This is a genomic window from Arenibacterium sp. CAU 1754 (assembly GCF_054482635.1).
This window is the reverse complement of record NZ_JBTLRG010000002.1, coordinates 81,988-103,386: the sequence shown is the minus strand read 5'-3', so window position 1 is coordinate 103,386 and position 21,399 is coordinate 81,988. Positions and strand designations below refer to the sequence as shown.

The 21,399-nt window shown below is 61.7% G+C and carries 23 protein-coding genes; 11 read left to right on the top strand and 12 right to left on the bottom strand.

Going from position 1 to position 21,399, the window contains the following annotated elements; genetic code table 11:
• Positions 1–51: 51 nt before the first annotated feature.
• The gene (locus ACXYMO_RS07130) at positions 52–642 is read left to right on the top strand and encodes a glutathione S-transferase family protein (RefSeq protein WP_458878000.1); all 591 of its coding nucleotides are present in this window, start codon (positions 52–54) and stop codon (positions 640–642) included.
• On the opposite strand, the gene ACXYMO_RS07125 is transcribed toward ACXYMO_RS07130, so the two are convergent.
• From ACXYMO_RS07125 to ACXYMO_RS07110, 4 genes are all read right to left on the bottom strand, one after another.
• Positions 639–1,838, bottom strand: a complete 1,200-nt coding sequence (locus tag ACXYMO_RS07125) for a TIGR03862 family flavoprotein (protein WP_458877999.1) — start codon at positions 1,836–1,838, stop codon at positions 639–641. The genes ACXYMO_RS07130 and ACXYMO_RS07125 overlap by 4 nt on opposite strands.
• Positions 1,835–3,169, bottom strand: coding sequence for a mechanosensitive ion channel family protein (locus tag ACXYMO_RS07120; RefSeq protein WP_458877998.1), 1,335 nt, complete (start codon positions 3,167–3,169; stop codon positions 1,835–1,837). The genes ACXYMO_RS07125 and ACXYMO_RS07120 overlap by 4 nt, the downstream gene beginning before the upstream one ends.
• A gap of 87 nt (positions 3,170–3,256) precedes the next feature.
• Positions 3,257–3,874, bottom strand: coding sequence for an enoyl-CoA hydratase/isomerase family protein (locus tag ACXYMO_RS07115; protein ID WP_458877997.1), 618 nt, complete (start codon positions 3,872–3,874; stop codon positions 3,257–3,259).
• Positions 3,871–4,620, bottom strand: a complete 750-nt coding sequence (locus ACXYMO_RS07110) for an SDR family oxidoreductase (RefSeq protein ID WP_458877996.1) — start codon at positions 4,618–4,620, stop codon at positions 3,871–3,873. The genes ACXYMO_RS07115 and ACXYMO_RS07110 overlap by 4 nt, the downstream gene beginning before the upstream one ends.
• A 189-nt stretch (positions 4,621–4,809) precedes the next feature.
• On the opposite strand from ACXYMO_RS07110, the gene ACXYMO_RS07105 reads away from it, so the two are divergent.
• The 6 genes from ACXYMO_RS07105 to lpxK all read left to right on the top strand — a co-directional run bounded on the left by ACXYMO_RS07105 (position 4,810) and on the right by lpxK (position 11,139).
• Positions 4,810–6,336, top strand: a complete 1,527-nt coding sequence (locus ACXYMO_RS07105) for a DUF2125 domain-containing protein (protein WP_458877995.1) — start codon at positions 4,810–4,812, stop codon at positions 6,334–6,336.
• Between the two features lie 124 nt (positions 6,337–6,460).
• Positions 6,461–7,807: a TldD/PmbA family protein gene (locus ACXYMO_RS07100; protein ID WP_458877994.1), complete on the top strand. Its 1,347-nt coding sequence runs from the start codon at positions 6,461–6,463 to the stop codon at positions 7,805–7,807.
• The gene (locus tag ACXYMO_RS07095) at positions 7,794–8,576 is read left to right on the top strand and encodes a 3'(2'),5'-bisphosphate nucleotidase CysQ (RefSeq protein ID WP_458877993.1); all 783 of its coding nucleotides are present in this window, start codon (positions 7,794–7,796) and stop codon (positions 8,574–8,576) included. The genes ACXYMO_RS07100 and ACXYMO_RS07095 overlap by 14 nt, the downstream gene beginning before the upstream one ends.
• Positions 8,577–8,652: 76 nt before the next feature.
• Complete coding sequence (locus ACXYMO_RS07090) at positions 8,653–8,895, top strand: DUF4170 domain-containing protein (protein WP_458877992.1); 243 nt, start codon at positions 8,653–8,655, stop codon at positions 8,893–8,895.
• Between the two features lie 5 nt (positions 8,896–8,900).
• The gene (locus ACXYMO_RS07085; RefSeq protein WP_458877991.1) at positions 8,901–10,148 is read left to right on the top strand and encodes a 3-deoxy-D-manno-octulosonic acid transferase; all 1,248 of its coding nucleotides are present in this window, start codon (positions 8,901–8,903) and stop codon (positions 10,146–10,148) included.
• Complete coding sequence (gene lpxK, locus ACXYMO_RS07080) at positions 10,135–11,139, top strand: tetraacyldisaccharide 4'-kinase (protein WP_458877990.1); 1,005 nt, start codon at positions 10,135–10,137, stop codon at positions 11,137–11,139. Before ACXYMO_RS07085 ends, lpxK begins: the two co-directional genes overlap by 14 nt.
• On the opposite strand, the gene ACXYMO_RS07075 is transcribed toward lpxK, so the two are convergent.
• The 3 genes from ACXYMO_RS07075 to ACXYMO_RS07065 form a co-directional block, all read right to left on the bottom strand.
• The gene (locus ACXYMO_RS07075; RefSeq protein ID WP_458877989.1) at positions 11,136–12,254 is read right to left on the bottom strand and encodes a CaiB/BaiF CoA transferase family protein; all 1,119 of its coding nucleotides are present in this window, start codon (positions 12,252–12,254) and stop codon (positions 11,136–11,138) included. The two genes, lpxK and ACXYMO_RS07075, sit on opposite strands and share 4 nt — an antisense overlap.
• Positions 12,254–12,874, bottom strand: coding sequence for a DsbA family protein (locus ACXYMO_RS07070; RefSeq protein ID WP_458879056.1), 621 nt, complete (start codon positions 12,872–12,874; stop codon positions 12,254–12,256). The genes ACXYMO_RS07075 and ACXYMO_RS07070 overlap by 1 nt, the downstream gene beginning before the upstream one ends.
• Positions 12,875–12,947: 73 nt before the next feature.
• Positions 12,948–13,454 carry a DUF721 domain-containing protein gene (locus ACXYMO_RS07065; protein ID WP_458877988.1) on the bottom strand — a complete coding sequence of 169 codons (507 nt, stop codon included), beginning with the start codon at positions 13,452–13,454 and terminating at the stop codon, positions 12,948–12,950.
• 83 nt (positions 13,455–13,537) lie between these two features.
• Between ACXYMO_RS07065 and ACXYMO_RS07060 the strand changes: the two genes are divergently transcribed.
• Positions 13,538–14,602: an A/G-specific adenine glycosylase gene (locus tag ACXYMO_RS07060; protein WP_458877987.1), complete on the top strand. Its 1,065-nt coding sequence runs from the start codon at positions 13,538–13,540 to the stop codon at positions 14,600–14,602.
• A 73-nt stretch (positions 14,603–14,675) separates the two neighbouring features.
• A complete protein-coding gene (locus ACXYMO_RS07055; protein ID WP_458877986.1) occupies positions 14,676–15,809 on the top strand; it encodes an alkane 1-monooxygenase in 1,134 nt (377 codons plus the stop codon).
• Between the two features lie 3 nt (positions 15,810–15,812).
• On the opposite strand, the gene ACXYMO_RS07050 is transcribed toward ACXYMO_RS07055, so the two are convergent.
• The 5 genes from ACXYMO_RS07050 to ACXYMO_RS07030 form a co-directional block, all read right to left on the bottom strand.
• Positions 15,813–17,204, bottom strand: coding sequence for an adenylate/guanylate cyclase domain-containing protein (locus ACXYMO_RS07050; RefSeq protein ID WP_458877985.1), 1,392 nt, complete (start codon positions 17,202–17,204; stop codon positions 15,813–15,815).
• A gap of 155 nt (positions 17,205–17,359) precedes the next feature.
• Positions 17,360–18,469 carry a DNA methyltransferase gene (locus ACXYMO_RS07045; protein WP_458877984.1) on the bottom strand — a complete coding sequence of 370 codons (1,110 nt, stop codon included), beginning with the start codon at positions 18,467–18,469 and terminating at the stop codon, positions 17,360–17,362.
• A gap of 89 nt (positions 18,470–18,558) precedes the next feature.
• On the bottom strand, positions 18,559–19,191 hold the full coding sequence (locus ACXYMO_RS07040; protein WP_458877983.1) for a ribonuclease HII: 633 nt from the start codon (positions 19,189–19,191) through the stop codon (positions 18,559–18,561).
• A 48-nt stretch (positions 19,192–19,239) separates the two neighbouring features.
• A complete protein-coding gene (locus ACXYMO_RS07035; RefSeq protein ID WP_458877982.1) occupies positions 19,240–19,608 on the bottom strand; it encodes a hypothetical protein in 369 nt (122 codons plus the stop codon).
• Positions 19,609–19,742: 134 nt separating this feature from the next.
• Complete coding sequence (locus tag ACXYMO_RS07030; RefSeq protein WP_458877981.1) at positions 19,743–20,249, bottom strand: hypothetical protein; 507 nt, start codon at positions 20,247–20,249, stop codon at positions 19,743–19,745.
• Between the two features lie 174 nt (positions 20,250–20,423).
• Between ACXYMO_RS07030 and ACXYMO_RS07025 the strand changes: the two genes are divergently transcribed.
• A complete protein-coding gene (locus tag ACXYMO_RS07025; RefSeq protein ID WP_458877980.1) occupies positions 20,424–20,714 on the top strand; it encodes a hypothetical protein in 291 nt (96 codons plus the stop codon).
• On the top strand, positions 20,686–21,390 hold the full coding sequence (locus ACXYMO_RS07020) for a winged helix-turn-helix domain-containing protein (RefSeq protein ID WP_458877979.1): 705 nt from the start codon (positions 20,686–20,688) through the stop codon (positions 21,388–21,390). Before ACXYMO_RS07025 ends, ACXYMO_RS07020 begins: the two co-directional genes overlap by 29 nt.
• Positions 21,391–21,399: the final 9 nt, after the last annotated feature.

Here is a 21,399-nt window from a genome sequence, read left to right as displayed (position 1 = left end):
CGGGCAGCATGATGCAAATGGTGGCGCCAGCATCACGAAAGGGAATGGATCATGTACAAGGTTTATGGCGCGGTACCGACACGGGCGTTTCGGGTCCTATGGCTGCTTGAGGAGCTGGGCGAACCTTATGAATTGATCATCGCGCGCCCGCAAAGCGACGTCATCCGGGCCAAGAACCCCGCCGGAAAGGTGCCCGCCCTTGAGGTTGGCGGCGAAATCCTGACCGACTCGGTCGCGATCATGTCCTATCTGGCGGACAAACACGGCAAGTTCACCTATCCCGCTGGCACAATTGCGCGTGCGCATCAGGATGCGCTGCTGCACACGCTCGTGGACGAATTCGATGCCCTGTTGTGGACAGCGGCCCGCTATGGCGCCCTGCTTCCCGAAGAACATCGCGTGCCCGAAATCGCGCCGAGCCTGAAATGGGAATTCGCGCGCAACCTCGAGCGGATGGCCGATCGGTTTGTCGGCCCGTTCCTGCAAGGCGAACAGATGACGATTGCCGATATTCTTCTGGTGCACTGCCTGAACTGGGCCTTTGCCGCGGAATTCCCGGTGGAGAACGAGAAAATGAAATCCTTCGGCAAGGTCATGCGCGCCCGAGCGGCATATCGCCGGGCGCAACAGGCCGGCTCCTAGGAACCGGGTGCAGCCGCCGTGGCAAAGCTTGCGGCGGCCTGACCGGCCCAGCGCCCCGTCGCCAGACAGGCGGTCAGCAGATACCCCCCCGTGGGCGCGTCCCAGTCGAGCATTTCCCCCGCGCAGAACACGCCCGGAAGGACGCGCAGCATCAGGTTATCATCGACAGCGTCCCGGCTGATGCCGCCGACGGTCGAAATCGCCTCGTCCAGCGGGCGCAGCCCCTCGTGGCGCACCGGCAGGCTTTTGATCAAAGCACCCAGAGTGGCCGGCTCCTGTGGCAACGGCATCGCAAATTCACGCAAAAGCGCAATCTGCACCGGCGACAGGTTCAGCGCCTTGCGCAGATGGTTGGACAGGCTGGCCTTGCCGCGCGGACGCGACAGGCGCGCAATCACCTTGTCCAGTGTAACATCTGGCGTCAGATCGATGCTGAGCGCCGCACCCGCGCGCAAGGCCGGGCTGAGCGTGTAAATCCCCCCGCCTTCAAGCCCCCGGTGCGAAATCACGGCCTCGCCGCGCGACACCAGATCGCCGGCATGAAAGGCCACGCCTTTCAGCGGCTGGCCCAAGACGCGGGCCATAGGGTCGGACCACGCCACGCACAGTCCCGCGTTTGATGGCTGGAACGGGGTCAGGGAAACGCCCTTGTCCGCCAGAAGGCCGGCCCATTCCCCATCCGACCCCAGACGGCGCCAGCTTGCCCCGCCCAGCGCCAGAACGGTCACGTCGGGCTGAATTCGCTGCACACCGTCCGGTGTCTCAAACCGCAGCGCATCGCCATCCCAGCCCTGCCAGCGCCAGCGCGTCCGCACCTGCACCCCAAGCCCCTCGAGCCGCGCCAGCCACGCCCGCAACAGGGGCGAGGCTTTCATCGCGCTGGGAAATACCCTCCGGGTCGTGCCGGTAAACAGTGCCTGCCCCAGACCACTTGCCCAGTCCATCACCTGGGCCGGGCCAAAGGCAGCGATCATCGGGCGCAGCCAATCGCCGCCTTCGCCATAGGCGACCTGGAAATCAGACAGCGGTTCGTCCCTGGTCAGGTTGAGCCCCGACTTCCCCGCCATCAGAAACTTGCGCCCGACCGATGGTTTGGCCTCGATAACCATGACGGCAACACCGGCCTGCGCCAACCGCTCGGCCGCCATGAGCCCGGCAGGCCCCCCACCAATTACAAGCGCCGTTGCGCCTGTCATGTGGTGCCCGGCGGTAGGCCGTTTTTGAATTCGACCACGCGATGCGGATAGGGGATTTGAATGCCGTTATCCTTCAGCGCGTTCCAGACAAGGAACAGAACATCCGAGGTGTATTTGTTTTTCCCGTCATCGATCCCGTTGACCCAGAATTCGACCACAAAATCGATGCCGCTGTCGCCGAACCCTTTCAATTCGCAATCCGGTGGAAACGGCTTGTCCAGCACTTCGGGATGCTTGGCCACAGCCTTGTTGATGATGTCGGGCACGATGTTGATATCGGTGTCATAGCTGACCGAGAAATCCGCCTCGTACCGGTTTGCCGATCCGCTGTCGGAATAATTGACCACCCGCGTGGTGATGAAATCCTCGTTCGGAACGACGATCCAGCGCCCGTCGAAGGTTTCCAGAATAGCGGCCCGTGCGGTCATCTTGACGATGGTACCGGCCTCGCCCCCGTCCAGTTCGACAAAATCACCGACCGTTGCCTGCCCTTCCAGCAGCAGGATCACGCCCGAGATGAAATTCGCCGCGATCTTTTGCAGACCGAATCCCAGACCCACGCCGATCGCACCGCCCAGAACCGCCAGCGAGGTCAGTGAAATCCCCATGATGTTCATCAGCAGCAGGAACGCCGTGCCGAAAATCACGATTTCGACCGCCTTGGTCGCCAGTTCGCGCGTCGCCGGGCGCATTTCCTCATTCTTGGAAATCAGCGCGGTCGATTGATCGTTCGACCAGCGACCCAGCCAGAACAACAGGCTCCCTGCGATCAGACCCCGAATCAGCGCCATCAGCGAAAAGCTGATGTTGCCCATCTGCACAGTCATCGCGCTCAGCTTTTCGATGACCAGATCCAGAATGCCCAGCGCATAAAGCGCGGCAATCGGGATCAGCATGTATTTGCCCAGCATCTTCAGGAAAGGATCGCTGATGATCTCGCGCACCAGGATGCGCGCCGCCAGGAACAGGAACACGCGTTTGCCGAACGCGATCACCGCGCCGCTGTCAAAGATCGAACGCACGACGCTTTCGCCGACGGCCGTGAACGCATAGGCCAGAAGCGGCAAGATGAGCGGCGTGAACAGCAGCACGAACCTGCGCGACGTCGCGATGATGTTTGTGCTGTCTTCGGCGGGCGTCAAAACCCGTTCGATCAGCGGGCGAAGTTTGCGCGTCGCCACCACCGCCAGAATATAGGCAAGGATCAACAGGCCAAACTGCATCCACGCCGCCGGGCTCAGCAGCCAGCCCTTGGCCAGCTCCCACGCCTGAAGGACATAGCCAGCCGCCTGCTGAACGATTTCCGGCTGACTGCTCAGATCAAATTCCATAACTCACACACCTGAATGACGAAAAGGTTTCGCGACTTTCACATTTGACCGGGCAACCGCTCACGATCAAGCGCCATATCACCCGCCCTAAAGCCCGGCGCACAGATTGGCGATGCCCTCGGCAATGGCCGGATCCGCCGCCCGGGCATCTGCCGCAAGGGATTGCGCGACCTCGATCAGGTCGTCTTTACCAACCACCCGATCGACCAGACCAAATTGATATGCCTCGTCGGCGGACACCTTTTGCCCGGCTATCAAGATCAGCTTGGTCCGCGCAGGGCCGATCAGTGCGGACATGCGCACCGGGTCGGACGGTTGCGGCAGAACCCCGCGCTTCATCACCGGGTAAAAGAAATTTGCCCCCTCAGCAGCAATCCGCAGATCACTGGCCAGAACCATCCCCATCGATCCCCCCGCCAGCGTCCCGTTCAACGCGGCGATGGTCAGGCACGGCAAGGCGGCTATCGCGCCTGAAAGCTGCTCCCACAGAGGGGACAGGGCCAGACCAGATGCCTTGACCTCGTCCAGATCGGCACCGGCGCTGAACACCTTGCCCGTGCCTGTCAGGATCACCGCCTTGGCGGTCTGGGCGTCCTGCATGATCTGGACCAACTCGGCCAACATGGCCTCGGTCACCGAATTGGCCTTTTCCGGCCGGTTCAGCGTAACTGTCCACAACCCGTCATCCTTGCTCAGGTCGATCATATCAGGCCGACCCGTTTGCGGATGGCCTCATCGCGCAGAGAAATTTCGGTGCCGACAAATTCATCCGCATCCGTCGAACACATCCACAGCAACGCCTTGGCGGGCCAATCGGGCGGGATGTGATCCGACCAGTCCAACTGGCTCACCGGGTTCACGCCCGAGGCTTTGATCTCGCGCTGCATCTGGGTCGCCACGGTTCCTGGCGACAGGCCCATGGCGCGGATGCCGTTGGCGCGCTCTTCCTTGTCCAGGCATTCGGTCAGCATCGCGGCCCCGGCCTTGGAACTGCAATAATGGCTCCAGGCCTCGATCGGGTGATGCGCCGCGCCGGAACTGATGGTCAGGATCGTGCCGCCACCGGCCTTTTGCATCACTGGCAACACCGCGTGCATGCCGTAAAACACACCCTTGAGGTTGATATCGATGGCCTGCCCCCACCCTTCGGGGTCGGCCTTGGCCAGATGCGAAATCGGTTCGATCACACCGGCGTTGTTGATCAAAATATCGACCCCGCCAAACCGGTCCGACGCCGACGCAATCGCCGCCTTGACCTGATCATGTTTGGATACATCACACGCCAGTGCCATAGCTGTGTCGCCGATTTCCCCGGCCAATTCCGTCACCGCGTCCTGACTGCGCGCCAGCAGCACCACGTTGGCCCCTGCATCAGCAAAAATCCGAGCCGCCTCAGCCCCGATTCCGCGGCTTGCCCCAGTGATGACAACGGTTTTTCCGGCCATGTTCATGTTCGATCCCCCCTGATCTGTCGTCCCTGTGGTACTGCGCCCATTCCTGCGGGTCCAGCCCCGCAAGCGGCCTCCACCGTGGCGCGGCATGTTTCAATCACTGTGCCGTCATCCTCCTCCTGCAACCCTTGACGCCCCAGCCCGGAGGGCCGACGATGCGCGTCGATCAAACGTGACAAGGAATTTCCAATGGCTTTCCGTCTTGCGCGCACCGGTGCTGCCGCGCTTTTGTGTGTTTTCTCCGCCCAAACCGCGCTTGCCGACCTGTCGGCCCGCGATGTCTGGGCCGACTGGAAGGCGTATCTTGGCGCGTCCGGCTATGACGTTTCGGCCAATGAACAGATGTCGGGCGATACGCTGACGATCAATGACATGGTCATGGAAATGATCCTTGCCGACGAAAACGGCGGCCTGTCGATCGACATACCGACATTCTCGCTGGTTCAGAACGACGATGGCAGTGTCGATGTCGTATTTCCAAACCGGATCCCGATGCAGCTTGCCTTTGCGACTGTCCAGGAGTCGATCAATTCCGCCGAGATCCTGCTGTCTCATGAAAACCTGGCACTGCGGGTGACCGGCGATCCCACCAACATGATCTATACTCAAACGGCCGACCGGATGAGCGCCACTGTCGGTGCACTTACCCGGGATGGACAGCCGGTTTCTCCCGAAGACTTCGACATGAATGTTTCCATGACCGATGTTGCAGGATCCACTGTCATGAAACGGGGGGACCTGCGCGCCATTGATCAGGACATGACCGCCGGCTCCCTGACCTATGACATCGCATACAACGATCCGGCGACGGATGATCAGGGCACGTTCAAGGGTGCGCTGCAGGGCATCAAGATGCGTGGCATGAGCATGATACCGCTCCAGATGGACCCCAATGACCTGAGCGCGTCGCTTGAAAACGGCCTGACCGCGAAAGGCACGCTCACCTATACTGCGGGCAACGGCACCATTGAAGGCACCGGCGATGGCCAGGCCTTTTCCATGACCTCATCCTCTCAGGGTGGTGAGTTCAGTTTTGCCATGGACAAAACAGAAGGCGGTTATGATCTGAGCGGGCGTGACACTTCGATCACGCTGACCACCGAAGCCCTGCCTTTTCCGGTTTCATTGAACATGGCCAGATCTGCCTTGAAAGTTGCAGTGCCAACCATGAAATCCGACGACCCGCAGGATTTCGCCTTTGGTCTGACGCTGGGCGAATTCACCATGTCAGACATGATCTGGGGCATGTTCGACCCGACCGGCCAACTGCCCCGCGACCCGGCCACCGTTCAATTGGACCTGACCGGCAAGGCCAGGATGAAGGCCAGCCTGTTTGACCCCAAAGACGCTGACATCGTTGCGATGTCCGATGTGATGCCGGGGGAATTGAACGCGCTGACCATCCACGGATTCCTTGTGTCTCTGGTCGGTGCGCGCCTGTCGGGCACCGGAGACTTCACCTTTGATAATTCCGACACCGAAACCTTTGACGGCATGCCAAAACCCACAGGCGCAATGGATCTGAAACTGGTTGGTGCCAACGGCCTGATCGACAGGCTGATCGCCATGGGCATTGTCGGTGATCAGGAGGCAATGGGCGCGCGCATGATGATGGGCATGTTCGGCGTACCCGGTTCGGAACCCGATACGCTGAACTCAAAGCTGGAAATCAACGAACAGGGCCACGTTCTGGCCAATGGTCAGCGCATCCAGTGACGTGAAACGACGTGATCTGAATAGGACCAAGGGGGGCGCTGACCGCGGCCCCCGCTTTTTGCAGCCCTTGCGGCCCCGCCGTGTGGGGATTACCTGATTGGTCAGGGAAAAAGACGGAACAGGCATGACCCAGACACTAGAAGACATCAGCCAGGCGTTGCTTTCGGCCGCCCGGACCGCCGGGGCCGAGGCCGCTGACGTCGTGGCCGTCCGCGGCACGTCCGTGTCCATCGACGTGCGCGACGGAACGCTTGAACATGCGGAACGCGCCGAGGGCGTCGATATCGGGCTGCGCGTGTTCCTGGGCCAACAACAGGCCGTCGTGTCGTCCTCGGACACCAGTGCCAACACCATGATTGAAATGGCCCAGCGCGCCGTCGCCATGGCGCGCGAGGCCCCGGAAGACCCGTTTGCCGGTCTGGCCCGCCCGGATCAACTGGCCACCGACTGGAACGTCGAGGCCCTTGAACTGGCCGACCCGTCCCCCGAACCGGACCCTGCCGCGCTGGAACAGGATACCCGCGCAGCCGAAGCCGCCGCACAGGCGATAAAGGGCGTCACGCAGGTGCAATCGACCGGCGCCGCCTATGGCGCGCAACAGGTCCACATGGCGGCCACCAACGGGTTTTCCGGCGGCTACCGGCGCACCACGCGGTCCACATCCTGTGTGGCCATCGCCGGAACCGGGAACGGGATGGAACGCGACTATGACGGGGATTCCCGCACCTTTCAGTCCGATCTGCGCAGCCCCGAGGAGATCGGCACAAAGGCCGGACAGCGTGCCGTCGAACGCCACGGTGCGCGCAAACCGGCCACCGGAACCTATCCGGTCCTGTTTGACGAACGTATCTCGGCCTCGCTGATCGGGCACCTTCTGGGCGCCGTCAATGGCGCCACGGTCGCGCGGGGGTCCTCGTGGCTCAAGGACGCGATCGGGGAAACCGTTCTGCCCGTGCATCTGTCGGTCATCGAGGATCCGCATCGCCCGCGTGCCTTTGGATCGCGCCCGTTTGACGGTGAAGGCCTGCCAACGCACCGCCGCGCCATCGTGGAAAACGGGGTTCTCACCGGCTGGACCCTTGATCTGGCCAGTGCGCGCAAACTGGGCATGGAGTCGACCGGTAACGCGGCGCGCAGCGCCTCGGCCCCGCCGTCGCCCACAAATTGGAACATCGCGCTGACCCAGGGCGACCAGTCGCGCGACGACCTGATCCGCGACATGGGGACCGGTTTTCTGGTCACCTCGATGATCGGCAGCACGATCAACCCCAACACCGGCGATTATTCCCGCGGCGCGGCGGGGTTCTGGGTGGAAAACGGCGAAATCGCCTATCCGGTGAATGAATGCACCATCGCCGGAAACCTGCGTGACATGCTGGCCCGGATCATCCCCGCCAATGACGCGCGCACCTACCTGTCGCGCGTTGTGCCCTCGCTTCTGATCGAAGGAATGGCCCTTGCCGGCAACTGATCTGACCCTTCTGATCGAGGCGGCGCAAGCCGCCGGAGAGATTGCCACCAGCTATAGCGGCAAAGAGGCCAAGCTGTGGTACAAGCCCGAAAACGCCGGTCCCGTGACCGAGGCGGACATGGCCGTCAACGACCTGCTGGAACAAAAGCTGCAATCCGCCCGCCCGGACTATGGTTGGTTGTCCGAGGAGTCCGAGGACAACCCAGACCGCCTGTCGCGCGACCGGGTCTTTATCGTCGATCCCATCGACGGCACCCGCAGCTTTTCGGAAGGGTCTGACACCTGGGCCCATGCGCTGGCCGTGGTGGAAAAGGGCATCGTAACCGCCGGTGTCGTCTATCTGCCCAAACGCGGGCTGATGTACAGCGCCGCACGGGGCCAGGGCGCGTTTCTGAACGACACGCCGATCACCCCGTCAGACAGCAGCGATCTGGACGCCGCTCAGGTTCTGGCCACCCGTCCCAACATGGACCCGAAAAACTGGCGCGGCGGGCATGTGCCCGGCTTTCACCGGTCTCACCGCCCATCGCTGGCCTATCGCATGGCGCTGGTGGCGCAGGGGCGGTTTGACGCCATGCTGACCCTGCGCGCCTGCTGGGAATGGGACATCGCCGCCGGGGACCTGATCCTGCGCGAGGCGGGGGCGATGTGCACCGACAAATCGGGCCATGCCCTGAAATTCAACAACCCGCACCCGCAACTGAACGGTGTCATCGCCGGCGGCGTGGCCATGCATGACCGGATCAGAACATCCCTGCGTGCCGCCTGACCCTGCCTTGACGCAGGATACCAGACGCGTAGTAGGGTCCGGTTGTGAGCAACAACCCTATGCAAAGGATGCCGACATGGTTCAACGACTTCACCTTGTGTTCGGGGGCGAATTGATCGATCCGTCCAAGACCGCGTTCAAGGATGTGAACGACATCCATATTGTCGGCATGTACCCCGATTACCAAAGCGCCTATGACGCCTGGAAAAACGAAGCGCAGCGCACTGTGGACAACGCGCATATGCGGTATTTCATTGCCCATCTGCACCGACTGCGCGACGAGGAAACCGAAGCGTCCTCGACCGAAGAACTGGGCTGACACACATGGGCCGCTCGCTCAGCCTTGCGGCTTATCGCGCCCTGTCGCGGCGCAAGTCCAACGCGCCCGGGCCCGAACAGACCCAAATCACGCGTCCCGATGGGGAATTGCTGTGGGCGCATGTGTCCAGCCAGATGCGCTTTACCGCCATTCGGGATCTGGCCAGCCGTCTCAGGGCCGTGCGGCCGGGCACCAATGTGCTGATCACCTATGAAGCCGAGGCATTTCCCGACGGGTTTCAGGACGACGGCGAAGACACCGGCCCCGTGGTTGCGCTGACCTCGGACCACCCCTCGGCGGCGCGTGATTTTCTGAACCACTGGACGCCGGACATCTGTTTGTGGACGGGCGGAAAGCTGATGGTCAATCTGGCCAGCGCTGCCGCTGAATCGGGTAGGCCCATGATTCTCGCCGATGTTGGAAACGTCGATTTCACCAGCAGGCGGCACAAATGGTTTCCCGATCTGACCCGCACCAGCCTGGATTTCTTTCATGTCATCATGACCAACAGCGATGCTGCCGCGCGCACCATCCGACGTCTTGGCATTTCGCGGACCAAGATACTGGTCACCCCTCGCTTGCGCGGCGGCGCGATGCCGCCAGCCTGCTCGGACGAGGAACTGGGAGCGGTTCTGAATGTTCTGGCCGGACGGCCCGTCTGGCTGGCGGCGCAGGCACGGGCGGACGAATTTGCCGCGATCCTGTCCGCCCATCGCTCGGCCTTGCGCCTGTCGCACAGGCTGTTGCTGATCCTGTCCCTCGCTGATCCAGACAGTTGCGAAGACCTGAAACACCAATTGACCGCGGCCCGGTTGCGCTTTGCCGACTGGAACAGCGGCGACCCGATCGAGGACAATACGCAAGTCCTGATTTCAGAGGGTGCGCCCGATGAGCTGGGCCTGTGGTACCGCGTGGCGCCCCTGACCCTGATGGCCAATTCGATCAGCCCCAAGGCCACGGGATGCAGCCCGCTGGACGCCGCGGCCCTTGGTTCGGCAATCCTTTACGGACCCAATGTCGGCACCCACATCGACACCTATTCGCGGCTGGCTGCCGCCGGTGCGGCCCGCTCGGTCAGCGACGAAGAAAGCCTGAGCGCCGCACTGGTACAGCTGGTTGCGCCGGATCGCGCCGCCGCCATGGCCCTCGCCGGATGGGAAGTCGCCACCGAGGGCGCCGAAGTGATTGATCAGCTGATCGACCGTATTCAGGACATGCTGGACCAAAGCGAGACCGCCCATGCGCGCCCCTGAGTTCTGGAACACGCCGCCGGATCGCCCGGATTGGCGCGCCCGGGTGCTGGCGCCGCTGGGGCGGCTTTATGCCCGCGCCACCGCGCGGCGGCTGGCCAAGGGCGGACCCGGGGTTGTGACGGGTGTGCCGGTGATCTGTGTCGGAAATCTGAACGCAGGGGGTACGGGCAAGACCCCCACCGCCATCTGGCTGCTGGAGGCCCTGCGCAACATGGGTCACGAGCCGCATGTTGTCACACGTGGGTATGGCGGATCGCTGTCCGGCCCGGTGCAGGTGAACCCGGCAATCCACAAGGCGGCACAGACGGGCGATGAACCCCTGCTTCTGGCCGCCTTCGGCGAGGTTTGGGTATCGCGCGACCGCGCCGCAGGGGCGCAGGCCGCCGCCAAGGCCGGGGCAACCGTGATCATTCTGGACGACGGGTTTCAAAACCCGTCGGTCAAAAAGGACCTGTCCATCGTCGTGGTGGATGCGGCGACCGGGTTCGGCAATGGCCGCTGCCTGCCCGCCGGGCCGCTGCGCGAAACTGTCGACGTGGGCCTTGCGCGGGCCGATCTGGTCCTGTCCCTCGGCGAGGACGCTGCCCAAAAGGAATTTGGCGAACGGTGGGGCAAGGTCATCGACATTCCGCACTACACCGGCGTTCTGGCCCCGTTGCAGACCGGAATGGATTGGGCATCCGCCCGCGTTCTCGCCTTTGCCGGCATTGGGCGGCCCCGGAAATTCTTTGACACGCTGCACAGCCTGGGCGCGACCCTGCTGAGGGCCGAGGCGCTGGACGATCACCAGCCCCTGACCCCTGCTCTGATGGGGCGGCTGGAAACCGAGGCCAAGCTGCTGGATGCCCAGATGGTAACAACGGAGAAAGATGCCGTGCGCCTGCCTGCGGCGTTCCGCAGCAAGGTCATCACCCTGCCTGTCCGGCTGACCATCGCTCAGTCCGATCAGTTGATCGAAACGCTGCGCCGGGTGGCCCCGCCGCCGCCCTAGTCGGGCGTGTCTTCGCCTAGTTTCGGCGCCGGTCGGTGCAAGGCCAGTTCGGCATCGGAAAACCGGAACGGCGCACGAACGCCCGGCACACCATCCAGTTCAATCTGCATGCCCCGCGCCACCACCTGCGGATCGACCATCACCTCGTCCAGAGAATTGATCGGACCGGCGGGAACGCCCTGCGCCTCGCAGGCAGCCAGCAGATCGTCCTTGCTCCACCCGACAGTCGCGCCGTTCAGCCGCGCGATCATGACCCGGCGGTTGGCGATCCGGTCCTTGTTGTGCAGGAACTCGGGCGCCTCGGCCATATCGTCCAGCCCCAGCAGTCGGCACAGCCGCTGATATTGCCCATCATTGCCCGTGGCGATGATGATGAACCCGTCCGAGCAATCAAACACCTCATACGGGGTCAGGTTCATATGGGCATTGCCCATCCGCCCCGGTGCCACGCCGGTCGTCAGATAGTTCAGCGCCTGATTGGCAGTGACAGCGACGGCCACATCCAACAGCGCCATGTCGATATGCTGCCCCCGGCCCGTGCTCTGCCGCTGGTGCAGCGCCGCCAGAATGGCCGACACCGAATAGACCCCGGTGAATATATCCGTGATCGCCACGCCCGATTTCTGCGGCTGGCCCTCTTTCGCGCCAGTGATCGACATCAACCCGGACATGCCCTGGATGATGAAATCATACCCTGCCCGATGCGCATAGGGGCCGGTTTGCCCGAACCCGGTGATCGAACAGTAAATCAGCCGCGGGTTCACCTTGGACAGGCTGTCATAATCCAGCCCGTATTTGGCAAGACCACCCACCTTGAAATTTTCAATGAAGATATCCGCATCCGCGACCATTTCGCGGACCTGCGCCTGCCCCTCGGGTGTGGCGAAATCAACAATCACCGAGGCCTTGCCGCGATTGGTCGAATGGAAATAGGCCGCCGAGACATCATCGTCCCGCGTCACAAAGGGCGGCCCCCACGCGCGCGTGTCGTCGCCACTGGGCGCTTCGATCTTGGTCACCTCGGCGCCCAGATCCGAAAGGGTCTGGCCAGCCCAGGGGCCAGCCAGAATCCGGGCCATTTCGACCACTTTCAATCCGGCAAGGGGTGCCGACATCAGTTACCCAGCTCTTCTTCGATCAGCTTGGCAAAGTCTTCGTAGTTCTGGTTTTCGACCTTGCGCCCGTTCATCACGAAACTGGGTGTTGCCGTGACACCATCCGCCTCGGCATTGGCCTGATACCAGGCCACCAGAGTCTGGGCATTTTCGCTGTCCTGCAAGCAGGCCTCAAGCGCGTCTTTTTCGATTCCGGCCAAACGCCCGATCTTGCGCAATTCACCCACGATCTCGGGGGCGCCACCGGCGCGGGCCCATGTGGACTGACCGGCAAAAATCAGATCGGTGATGCCAAAGAACTTTTCCGGGCCCCCACAACGGGCGATCATCGACGCCCACAGGCCATACCGGTCGAAATACACCTCGCGATAGATGAAGCGCACCTTGCCGGTATCGATGTAATCAGCCTTCAGCTTCTTGAACGGACCCTGGTGAAAGGTGGCGCAATGCGGACAGGTATAGGACGCATATTCGATGATCGTCACCGGCGCGTTTTCATCCCCGATCGCCATGTCGACAATCGAAGAGGTATCGACTTCGGCGGCGTCGGTTTCCTGCGCATTGGCCGACGAAACCAGCGCGTCCACGGCCGTGGCGCCCGGTTGTGCGCGGTCCATCATCAGGAACCCGCCGACCGCCAGAACAGCCACCGCACCGATCAGTGCAATTACACGTTTCATACCTACCTCTTTCTCAGGATTTGGAATTGGATAATACGTTGCGCCCCAAACGTTCAAGTGCCGCACGCAATTCATCGTTTTCGACTTGTGTCACCGTCTGCTTGACCTCCTCGACCACCTTGGCGGGCGGCTCGGCCATGGCCTTTTTCGGGGACGGGGCGAATTGCGCCTGCCCTTCGGCAAATCCGGTCGGGGCGGTCTGGGTGATGCGAATGCGGGAAATCGCGTTATACCCATAGGCCGAATTCACCCGTTCCCGCAGCTTTTCCTTCTGCATCTCAAGCATCGGCGCCTGCGCGCCCGTCGTCAGAACGGTCAGCGTTGCGCCAAACCCGCCGCGCCCATAGCTGATGTTCACGGGCCGGGCGATGGCGGCAATATCGGTCCCGGCGATCTCGGCCCAGTGGGTCAAAACACGCGACACGGCAAAGCCACGGCTTTCGCCGACGCGCCTGATCTGGTCGTTCAGGACGTTGGCGGTGCGTTTGAACCCGCGTGTCGATGTTTGCCTTGGCGTCATCAGTGGTTTCCGTGGCGTTTCCACCTATTGTAAGGGGCATGTGGGCAGGCGCCAGCAAAACCGCAACAAAAGGGGTATAAATATTGCGTGACACGAACACGGACCTTGCGCCAATCGCGCCCGCGCTTCTGGAGTGGTACGATGTCCACGCGCGCATTATGCCCTGGCGTGTGACCCCGGCTGACCGGGCGGCAGGCGCGCGCCCCGACCCCTACCGCGTCTGGCTGTCCGAGGTGATGCTGCAACAAACAACCGTGGCCGCCGTCACCGACTATTTTCACCGCTTCACCGCCCGCTGGCCCAACGTGGGCGACCTTGCCGCCGCCGAGGATGGTGACGTGATGGGCGAATGGGCCGGATTGGGGTACTACGCCCGGGCGCGAAATCTGTTGAAATGCGCACGGGTTGTTGCTGGTGAATACGATGGCGTTTTCCCGGACACCCATGCCGAATTGCTGCGCCTGCCGGGAATCGGCCCTTACACTGCCGCCGCCATTTCCGCGATTGCCTTTGACCGGCCCGAAACCGTGGTCGATGGCAACGTCGAACGGGTGATCGCGCGCCTTCATGACATCCACACCCCCCTGCCCGCCGCCAAGCTTGAACTGACCGCCCTTGCGACAGCCCAGACACCGGCTGAAAGGCCCGGCGATTATGCCCAGGCGGTGATGGATCTGGGCGCAACCCTCTGCACCCCGAAATCACCAGCCTGCGGCATTTGCCCGGTGCGCACGCCCTGCATGGCCCGCATTGCGGGCACGGCGCCGGACCTGCCCAAAAAGACCCCGAAGAAACCCAAACCAACGCGCCTTGGTACGATCTATCTGGGCCGGCGCGTAGATGGCGCTTGGCTGTTAGAGCGTCGCCCCGACAGCGGGCTTTTGGGTGGCATGCTCGGCTGGCCTGGCACGGATTGGGTTGAAACGGCCCCGCCCGACAGCCCGCCAGCGCCCGTGGATTGGTCCACCCTTCCGGGCGAGGTGCGCCACACGTTCTCCCATTTCCACCTGATCCTGACCGTAAAGCACGCCGACCTGCCCCAGGATCACACCCCGGACAGTGGTCAGTTCATCGGCAAACACGACTTTCGCCCCAGCGATCTGCCGACCGTGATGCGCAAGGCGTTCGATCTGTGGCGCGGCCTTTGAACGCGGGGCCTTGGGCATCCCCTGCAAGGTTGATAGAATTTCATCAGGCCCCGGTTTTCATGCGGAGACTCACATGACCTCGCCCGAACAGATTTCCCGCTGGCAAAGTGCTGCACCCTTCGCGGTGTCATTCCTGCTGGTCCCGCTGATCTGGTACAGCGCCTTGCACGGCGGCTGGGCCGTCCTGCTGGCGCCGGTGGCGACGTGGTACCTGTTTTCCGCGCTGGACGGGTTTGTCGGGCTGAACCTTGAAAACGCCGACCCCGAAACACCGGACGACGACCTGAAATTATACAAATTGCTCACTTGGGTCTGGGTCCCGATGCAATTCATCACGGTTTTTGCCCTGATCTGGTACGCCACGCGCGCCGACCATCTTTCCGGGATCGAACTGATCGGCCTGTTTTTTGGCGTCGGGGTGATCACGGGAACCATCGGCATCAACTACAGTCACGAGCTGATGCACCAGAAGCCCCGGTTTGAACGCGCCCTGTCGGAAATCCTGCTGGGTATGGTGCTCTATTCGCATTTCCGCTCTGAGCACCTGTTGGTGCATCACCGCTATGTCGGCACCCCCAAAGATCCGGTAACCGCCCGATATAACGAAAGCTTCTACCACTTTTATCCCCGCGTTCTGTGGCAAAGCCTAGTGTCGTCTTTCCGCGCCGAACAGGCAATGCTTGCGCGCAAGGACCTGCCGTGGAGCGACCCCAGCAATCCGTTTTTCTGCTATTGGGCCCTTGAAGGCGCCATGCTGATCCTCGCCTTTCTTCTGGGCGGGTGGTTGGGGTTGGGCCTGTTCCTGATCCAGGCAGGCACCGCAATCTGGCAACTGGAACTGGTCAACTATGTCGAACACTACGGCCTGACCCGCAAACATCTGGGCGACGGCAAATACGAACACGTCCTGCCCCAGCATTCCTGGAATGCGGCGCAAAAGGCATCCAACTGGTTGCTGATCAACCTGCAGCGCCATTCGGACCACCATTACAAACCCGACCGCCGGTTTCCGCTGCTGCAGAACTATACCCGGACCGATGCACCGCAGTTGCCCTATGGATATCCGGTGATGACGACGGCGGCGATGTTCCCGCCGCTATGGCGGCGCATCATGAACCCCGCCGTGCGGCGCTGGCGCGGCATGTATTACCCCGAAATCACCGATTGGAGGCCGTATAACAAGGCGGCCAACCCGCTCCCGCGCTAAGCGTCATGCCAGAGTCCAGACCGCCATCGGCTGATCAAGGCCCCGGATGTCCTGCGGGTTCTGACGGTCCAACCCGGCCAATGCCGGGTTTTCGGCCCCACCCTGCGCAATGGCGCGATCACGCATCTGATCGCTGATCACCACCTTTGCCTTCAGACCGCGGGACATCGCCTCGAGACGGCTCGAGACGTTGACCGTGTTGCCCAGCACCGCGAACTCAAGCCGGTTGGCGCCAATGTCGCCCAGAACGACGGGTCCGTAATGCAACCCGAAACTGCCGAGAATGCGCGGCTCGCCGGCCGCATCCCGCGCCGCGTTCCATGCGTCCAGTTCCGCCATCATCGCCCGTGTACAGCGCAGCGCATTGATCGCATCGCGCTCGCTGGGCAGGGGTGTGCCGAAGGTCGCCATCAGCCCGTCGCCCAAATATTTGTCGAGCGTGCCGCCATGGCGAAACACCTCGGTTTCCATCAGCGCATGAAACCCGCGCAACGTTTCGATCACCTGCTCGGGCGGGCGTTTTGAGGCGAATTCGGTAAACCCCACGAGATCCACGAACATCACCGCCACATCATGGGTGCGGGTCTGTTTCAACGGCTCGTCGTTATGCGACAGCTCCTCGACCACGTTGGGAGAGAAATAGCGCGACAGGTTTTCACGCTCCCGCTCCAGTTCCGCGTTGCCCAGAAGCAACCGATTGAACCGCCGCACCGTCAGCGCCAGCGTTGCCGCCACGATCAGAAAGACCACGATCTCTTGCGCCCGCCGTTCCAGGTTCAGCGCATTGGGATCCAGCACGCGCGCCATTTCCGGGTATTGCCCGAATGCCGCATCGGTGGCAGCGGTCAGGTCAGGATCGGTCCGGCCGAACCACCAGATCGCGGCCGTTCCAATGATCCACAAAACGCCGGTCCAGTTGCCCATCGCGATGATCGTACGCCACGAATAAGACAGTGTTCCTGCGGCCAGCAACACGAAGAAATAGATGAAGTTTTCATAGCGGAACACCATGGCCGTCGGCCAGCCGGCAGCAGAAAAAGGATTTGGAAACAAAAGGATGAAAGAAGTGAGTGCAAGATCGATGAACAGCAAAAACAGCTCAATATCTGATCGCCCCACCCGCCCGTGACGTTGTTGCGCCCATCCCACCAGGGCCAGCCCCAGCAACAACACCTCGTAATAGATCACATCCCAGTGCCGGTTCAGAAACGGTAACATGACGGCGATCACGGCCAGGGCCACCCAACGCGCCCGGACCGCAAGGTCCAGACCTTCCCGTTTGTGACGTTCCAGCGCCGCCTCGGTGTGACGGTTCGCTTCGATATCCGAGTGTGTTACCCGGTCCGGCAGGTCCGCCTGCGTGAATTTGGGCAGGTTTGTTGTGGCTTGCGACATGATCCGGCCTTTCGCCTGAGTGACCTTGCACAGCATAGCGGGTCATTGCGAACAAGAAAAAGCCCCGCCAAATCTGGCGGGGCAAGTTGAGTGCCATGTGACAGGCCACAGGCACCGGCGGTAAACGTAACAAACTTGAGAGATAGAGAGAGAACTCAGTTCTGCATTTCTGAACGGATCTGCTGGCGCAGCACGTCGATGGGCACGGTTTTGCCATCGCGCTTGAAACACCAGTAGGTCCAGCCATTGCAGCTGGGCGCGCCTTCCAGATGGGCGCCGACCTGATGGATCGACCCCTTGATGTCATCCCCGATCAGGGTGCCATCGGCACGCACCTTGGCCTTGTGGCGGTTGTTCATCGAAACCAGTTGTTCGCCCGGACGCAGCATTCCGCGTTCGACCAGCTGGCCAAAGGGAACACGCGGTTCGGCCCGTTTCGAGGCGCTGACCTGCAATGCCTCGCGGTCGAATTTGCGCACCTTGGCGATGCGCGCCTCGGCCACTTTGCGATAAGCGGCCTCACGCTCGATCCCGATGAAATCACGGCCCAGCATCTTGGCCACGGCGCCGGTCGTGCCGGTGCCAAAGAACGGGTCCAGAATGACGTCGCCGGGGTTCGTGCTGCCGACCAGAACGCGGTGCAGCAGGCTTTCGGGTTTTTGTGTCGGATGGGCCTTGTCGCCGTTTTCATCCTTCAGGCGTTCATGCCCGGTGCAGATGGGCAGAACCCAATCGCTGCGCATCTGGATGCCTTCGTTCAGCGCCTTCAGCGCCTCATAGTTGAAGGTGTATTTTCCACCCTCTTCCTTGCTGGCCCAGATCATCGTTTCATGCGCATTGGTGAACCGTTTGCCACGGAAATTCGGCATCGGGTTGGATTTGCGCCAGACGACATCGTTCAGGATCCAGAAGCCTTCGTTCTGCAACACAGCGCCGACCCGGAAGATGTTGTGATAGGAACCGATCACCCAAATCGCCCCGTTGGGTTTGAGCAACCGGCGCGCCGCTTTCAACCAGTCTTGGGTAAACTTGTCATACACGGCGAATGAGGAAAACTGATCCCAGTGGTCGTCGACCGCGTCCACCTGCGAATTATCCGGGCGATGCAGATCGCCCTTGAGCTGCAGGTTATAGGGAGGATCAGCAAAGATCAGATCGATGGATTCAGCGGGTAAACTGTTCATCATTTCGATGCAGTCGCCATCCAGAATCGTGTTCAGCGGGAGCGCAGTTGCGCCCTGTGTTTTGGTCTTTGTCTTTGTCATTGTCTGCCTCTGTCCCGGGCGCTTTTTACGCTCTCGTGGTTGAGGTCAGGATGATTCAAAGGCGATTCGCCGTCAAATTCTTTTTTGAATCAATCACTTAAGTTTTCTTCTTGATACAAGATATTGTGGACCGGTTTAAACGAACGTCTATGATGTGGGGTTACACCAAGATTTTGAAGCGCCAACCTGTGACTTTTTGATGGATACCCGGCGTTCGTCTCCCAGCCATAGCCGGGATGCTGTTGCGCCAAATCCACCATGATCAGATCCCGGCAGGTTTTGGCGACAATCGACGCCGCGGAAATCGACACTGAACGCGCATCGCCCTTGACCACGGCCCGTGCCGAAATGGTCAGCCCCCGGGGGATCAGATTTCCGTCGATCAGCAGAAAGTCCGGCGGCGGGTTCAGCCCTGCAACCGCCCGTTCCATCGCCAGATGGCTGGCGCGCAGGATGTTGATCTCGTCGATCTCTTCGACGCTGGCGTGGGCGATGGATACTTCGGCCTGTTCATGGATTGCCTTCGTCAGGGCCTCGCGCGCCTTGGCGGTCAGTTTCTTGGAATCGTTCAGCCCTTCGGGGAAAGAAGACAGGTCCAGAACCACCGCGGCCGCCGTCACCGGCCCGGCCAGCGGGCCGCGCCCAACCTCGTCAACACCGGCGATGCGCAGATAGCCTTGCGCCCGCGCCTCTTGTTCCAATGATGTATTCGGTTCGGCCATACCCCCTTGCTGGCGCAGGGCCTTGCCAACTGCAAGTCAAAACCGGTGTTATTGCCCGGTCAGGGTCTCATGTCCCGCACTGGCCGGCTCCAGAACCGATGTCGTGATCGCCGGTGCATTGAATTGATACCCTGCGGTCAGATCGCTGGGCGCATCCGACCCGGACGGCATCGCATCCGTTGGTGCAGGCGGCAATTCGGCAATGCGCGCGGCAAAGACACTGGCCGGATCGGCCCCTTGCGCAATCTGCGATGCGGCAGCGCCCTGAGCGTTTCTGGGCGCTTCAACCCCTGCCTCACGCGCGGCGGCAACGGCCTGTTTAGCCTGATGCCCGATCGACTGCGCGCTTTTCCCGGGGCGCACCGCGACGGGGGGCGAAGGGATTTGTGTAACCGAAGGTGGGGCAATTGTGGGCATCGCACGCTCCTTTAAATGGCCTGCACAGGGATAGAGGCAAAGCGTTACCAATTGGTGTGCACGAAAAAAGGGGGGAAGATCGGGCACACCTCCCCCCAGGTTCGGCGCGGGACGTTGCGCCGGGTTTCCCGCGCTTAGCGGCGGGAGATACGGTAACCGCGTTCGCGCAGGCATACGGGCTCATACCCGGTGCGGGTGCCTTCGCGGGTGCGGAACTGGAACTGGCAGGCATAAGGCAGCGACTGGGTGTGGCGATACCGCTCTTTCAGACAGCCCCGCCCCAGAAGGTTCACGTTCTTGCGGTTGATCTTGTAGGTGCGCATGCATTCTCCGGGCAGATCAAATCGCGCGACGCGCGGCGGCAGCGGCTTGGGGTGGACCGGCTGATGGCGGGTGTGGCCATAGGTGTTGCCCCGGGTATTCCCGTACGTATTGCCATAGGTATTGTGCGGGTACGGGTTGCGCGTGACGTTGACGTCATCGCGCTTGCGGGCATCTTCGATCGCGGAACCGATGATGACCAATGCGGTAAACCCGGCCAGGAATTTCGCGAGGTCATCCGACCCGGCCCGCGCCGGGGCGGTCAGGCCGACAACGGCCACGGCGGACGCCACGATAAGGGTGATGAATTTGCGGTGCATGATATTGATCCTTCTGTTGGTGTCTCGGGCAATCCGATCACGATGACCGGGCGATGGGATCACCCTCGGCCAACCGTCGAAAGTCAGGCAATATCGCCCCGGTGTTATCCAATATCAGCGCCGCAAACCCCCATGGTTATTGAATATCGGCGCGGGCGCGCGCAGTGTGCACGCATGAAACACGCATTCTCAATTCTTGCCCTGACACTGGGTCTGGCTGCGGCGCACCCCGCCTATGCGGCCGAGTGTTACGCCGATTACAAGGCCAAGCAGGACAATCCGCTGCGCCTGCATTACGGCGTCGTGCAATTGCAGGGGGCCTGCAAACGCGGCGCGGCCCGGGCCGAGGTGTCGGCCCGTCTGGCCGATCAGGGCTGGACCCTGTTGAATATTCTGTCCGTATTCGGCCCCGAGGGCCTTGAGGAAAGGAGGGCCAATGCAGGAGGCTACTATCTCCGCTTCTGAGGCCCGCCGGTCCGGCAACCGGATCGTCAGCCTGGGGATCGCGGCCATCGTTGCCATTCTCGCCACGGCGGGGGCGGTCCTGTTTTTCACCCTTCCGGACGCGAATGCCTTTAATGCGCGGGTCGAACGGTTGTTCGTGGAAAACGACAACCTGACCACGCAGGCCGAAATCAAGCTGCTGGAAATTCTGGCCCAGTCCGGCACTGCCTTTTCCGACACCTTGACCAGCTACCGCATGGTCATTTTCATCCTGCTGATCTTTGCCACCGCGATGATGATCGCGGCATTGGTGTTTCTGGTGATGCTGGTCACGCTGAACCGGCGCATGGCCCAGATCGAAAGAAACGGCATCCAGGTCAATTCCCTGCTGATCAGCCGCGAGGAAAACACCGTCTATCTCAATAACCTCGACTTCAAGCTGACTGCGGCGGCAATGGAAACCCTGTCGGTTCTGGCCGAGGCGCGGATGGATGATGACGTTCTGTCCGGCGCCGAGATCGAGGCGATGGTGTCAGGCCGGGATGCCGCCGATTGTGACGAGGCCGCAGGTGCAACCCGCATCAAACGCCTGCGCGATACGCTGGGCAACCAGATGGTTAGCGAATTGCTGGTCAAGAATATCGCGCGGCGTGGCTATATGCTCGCCATCGAAAAAGACGTTATACAGATGGTCTGACTCCGGCGG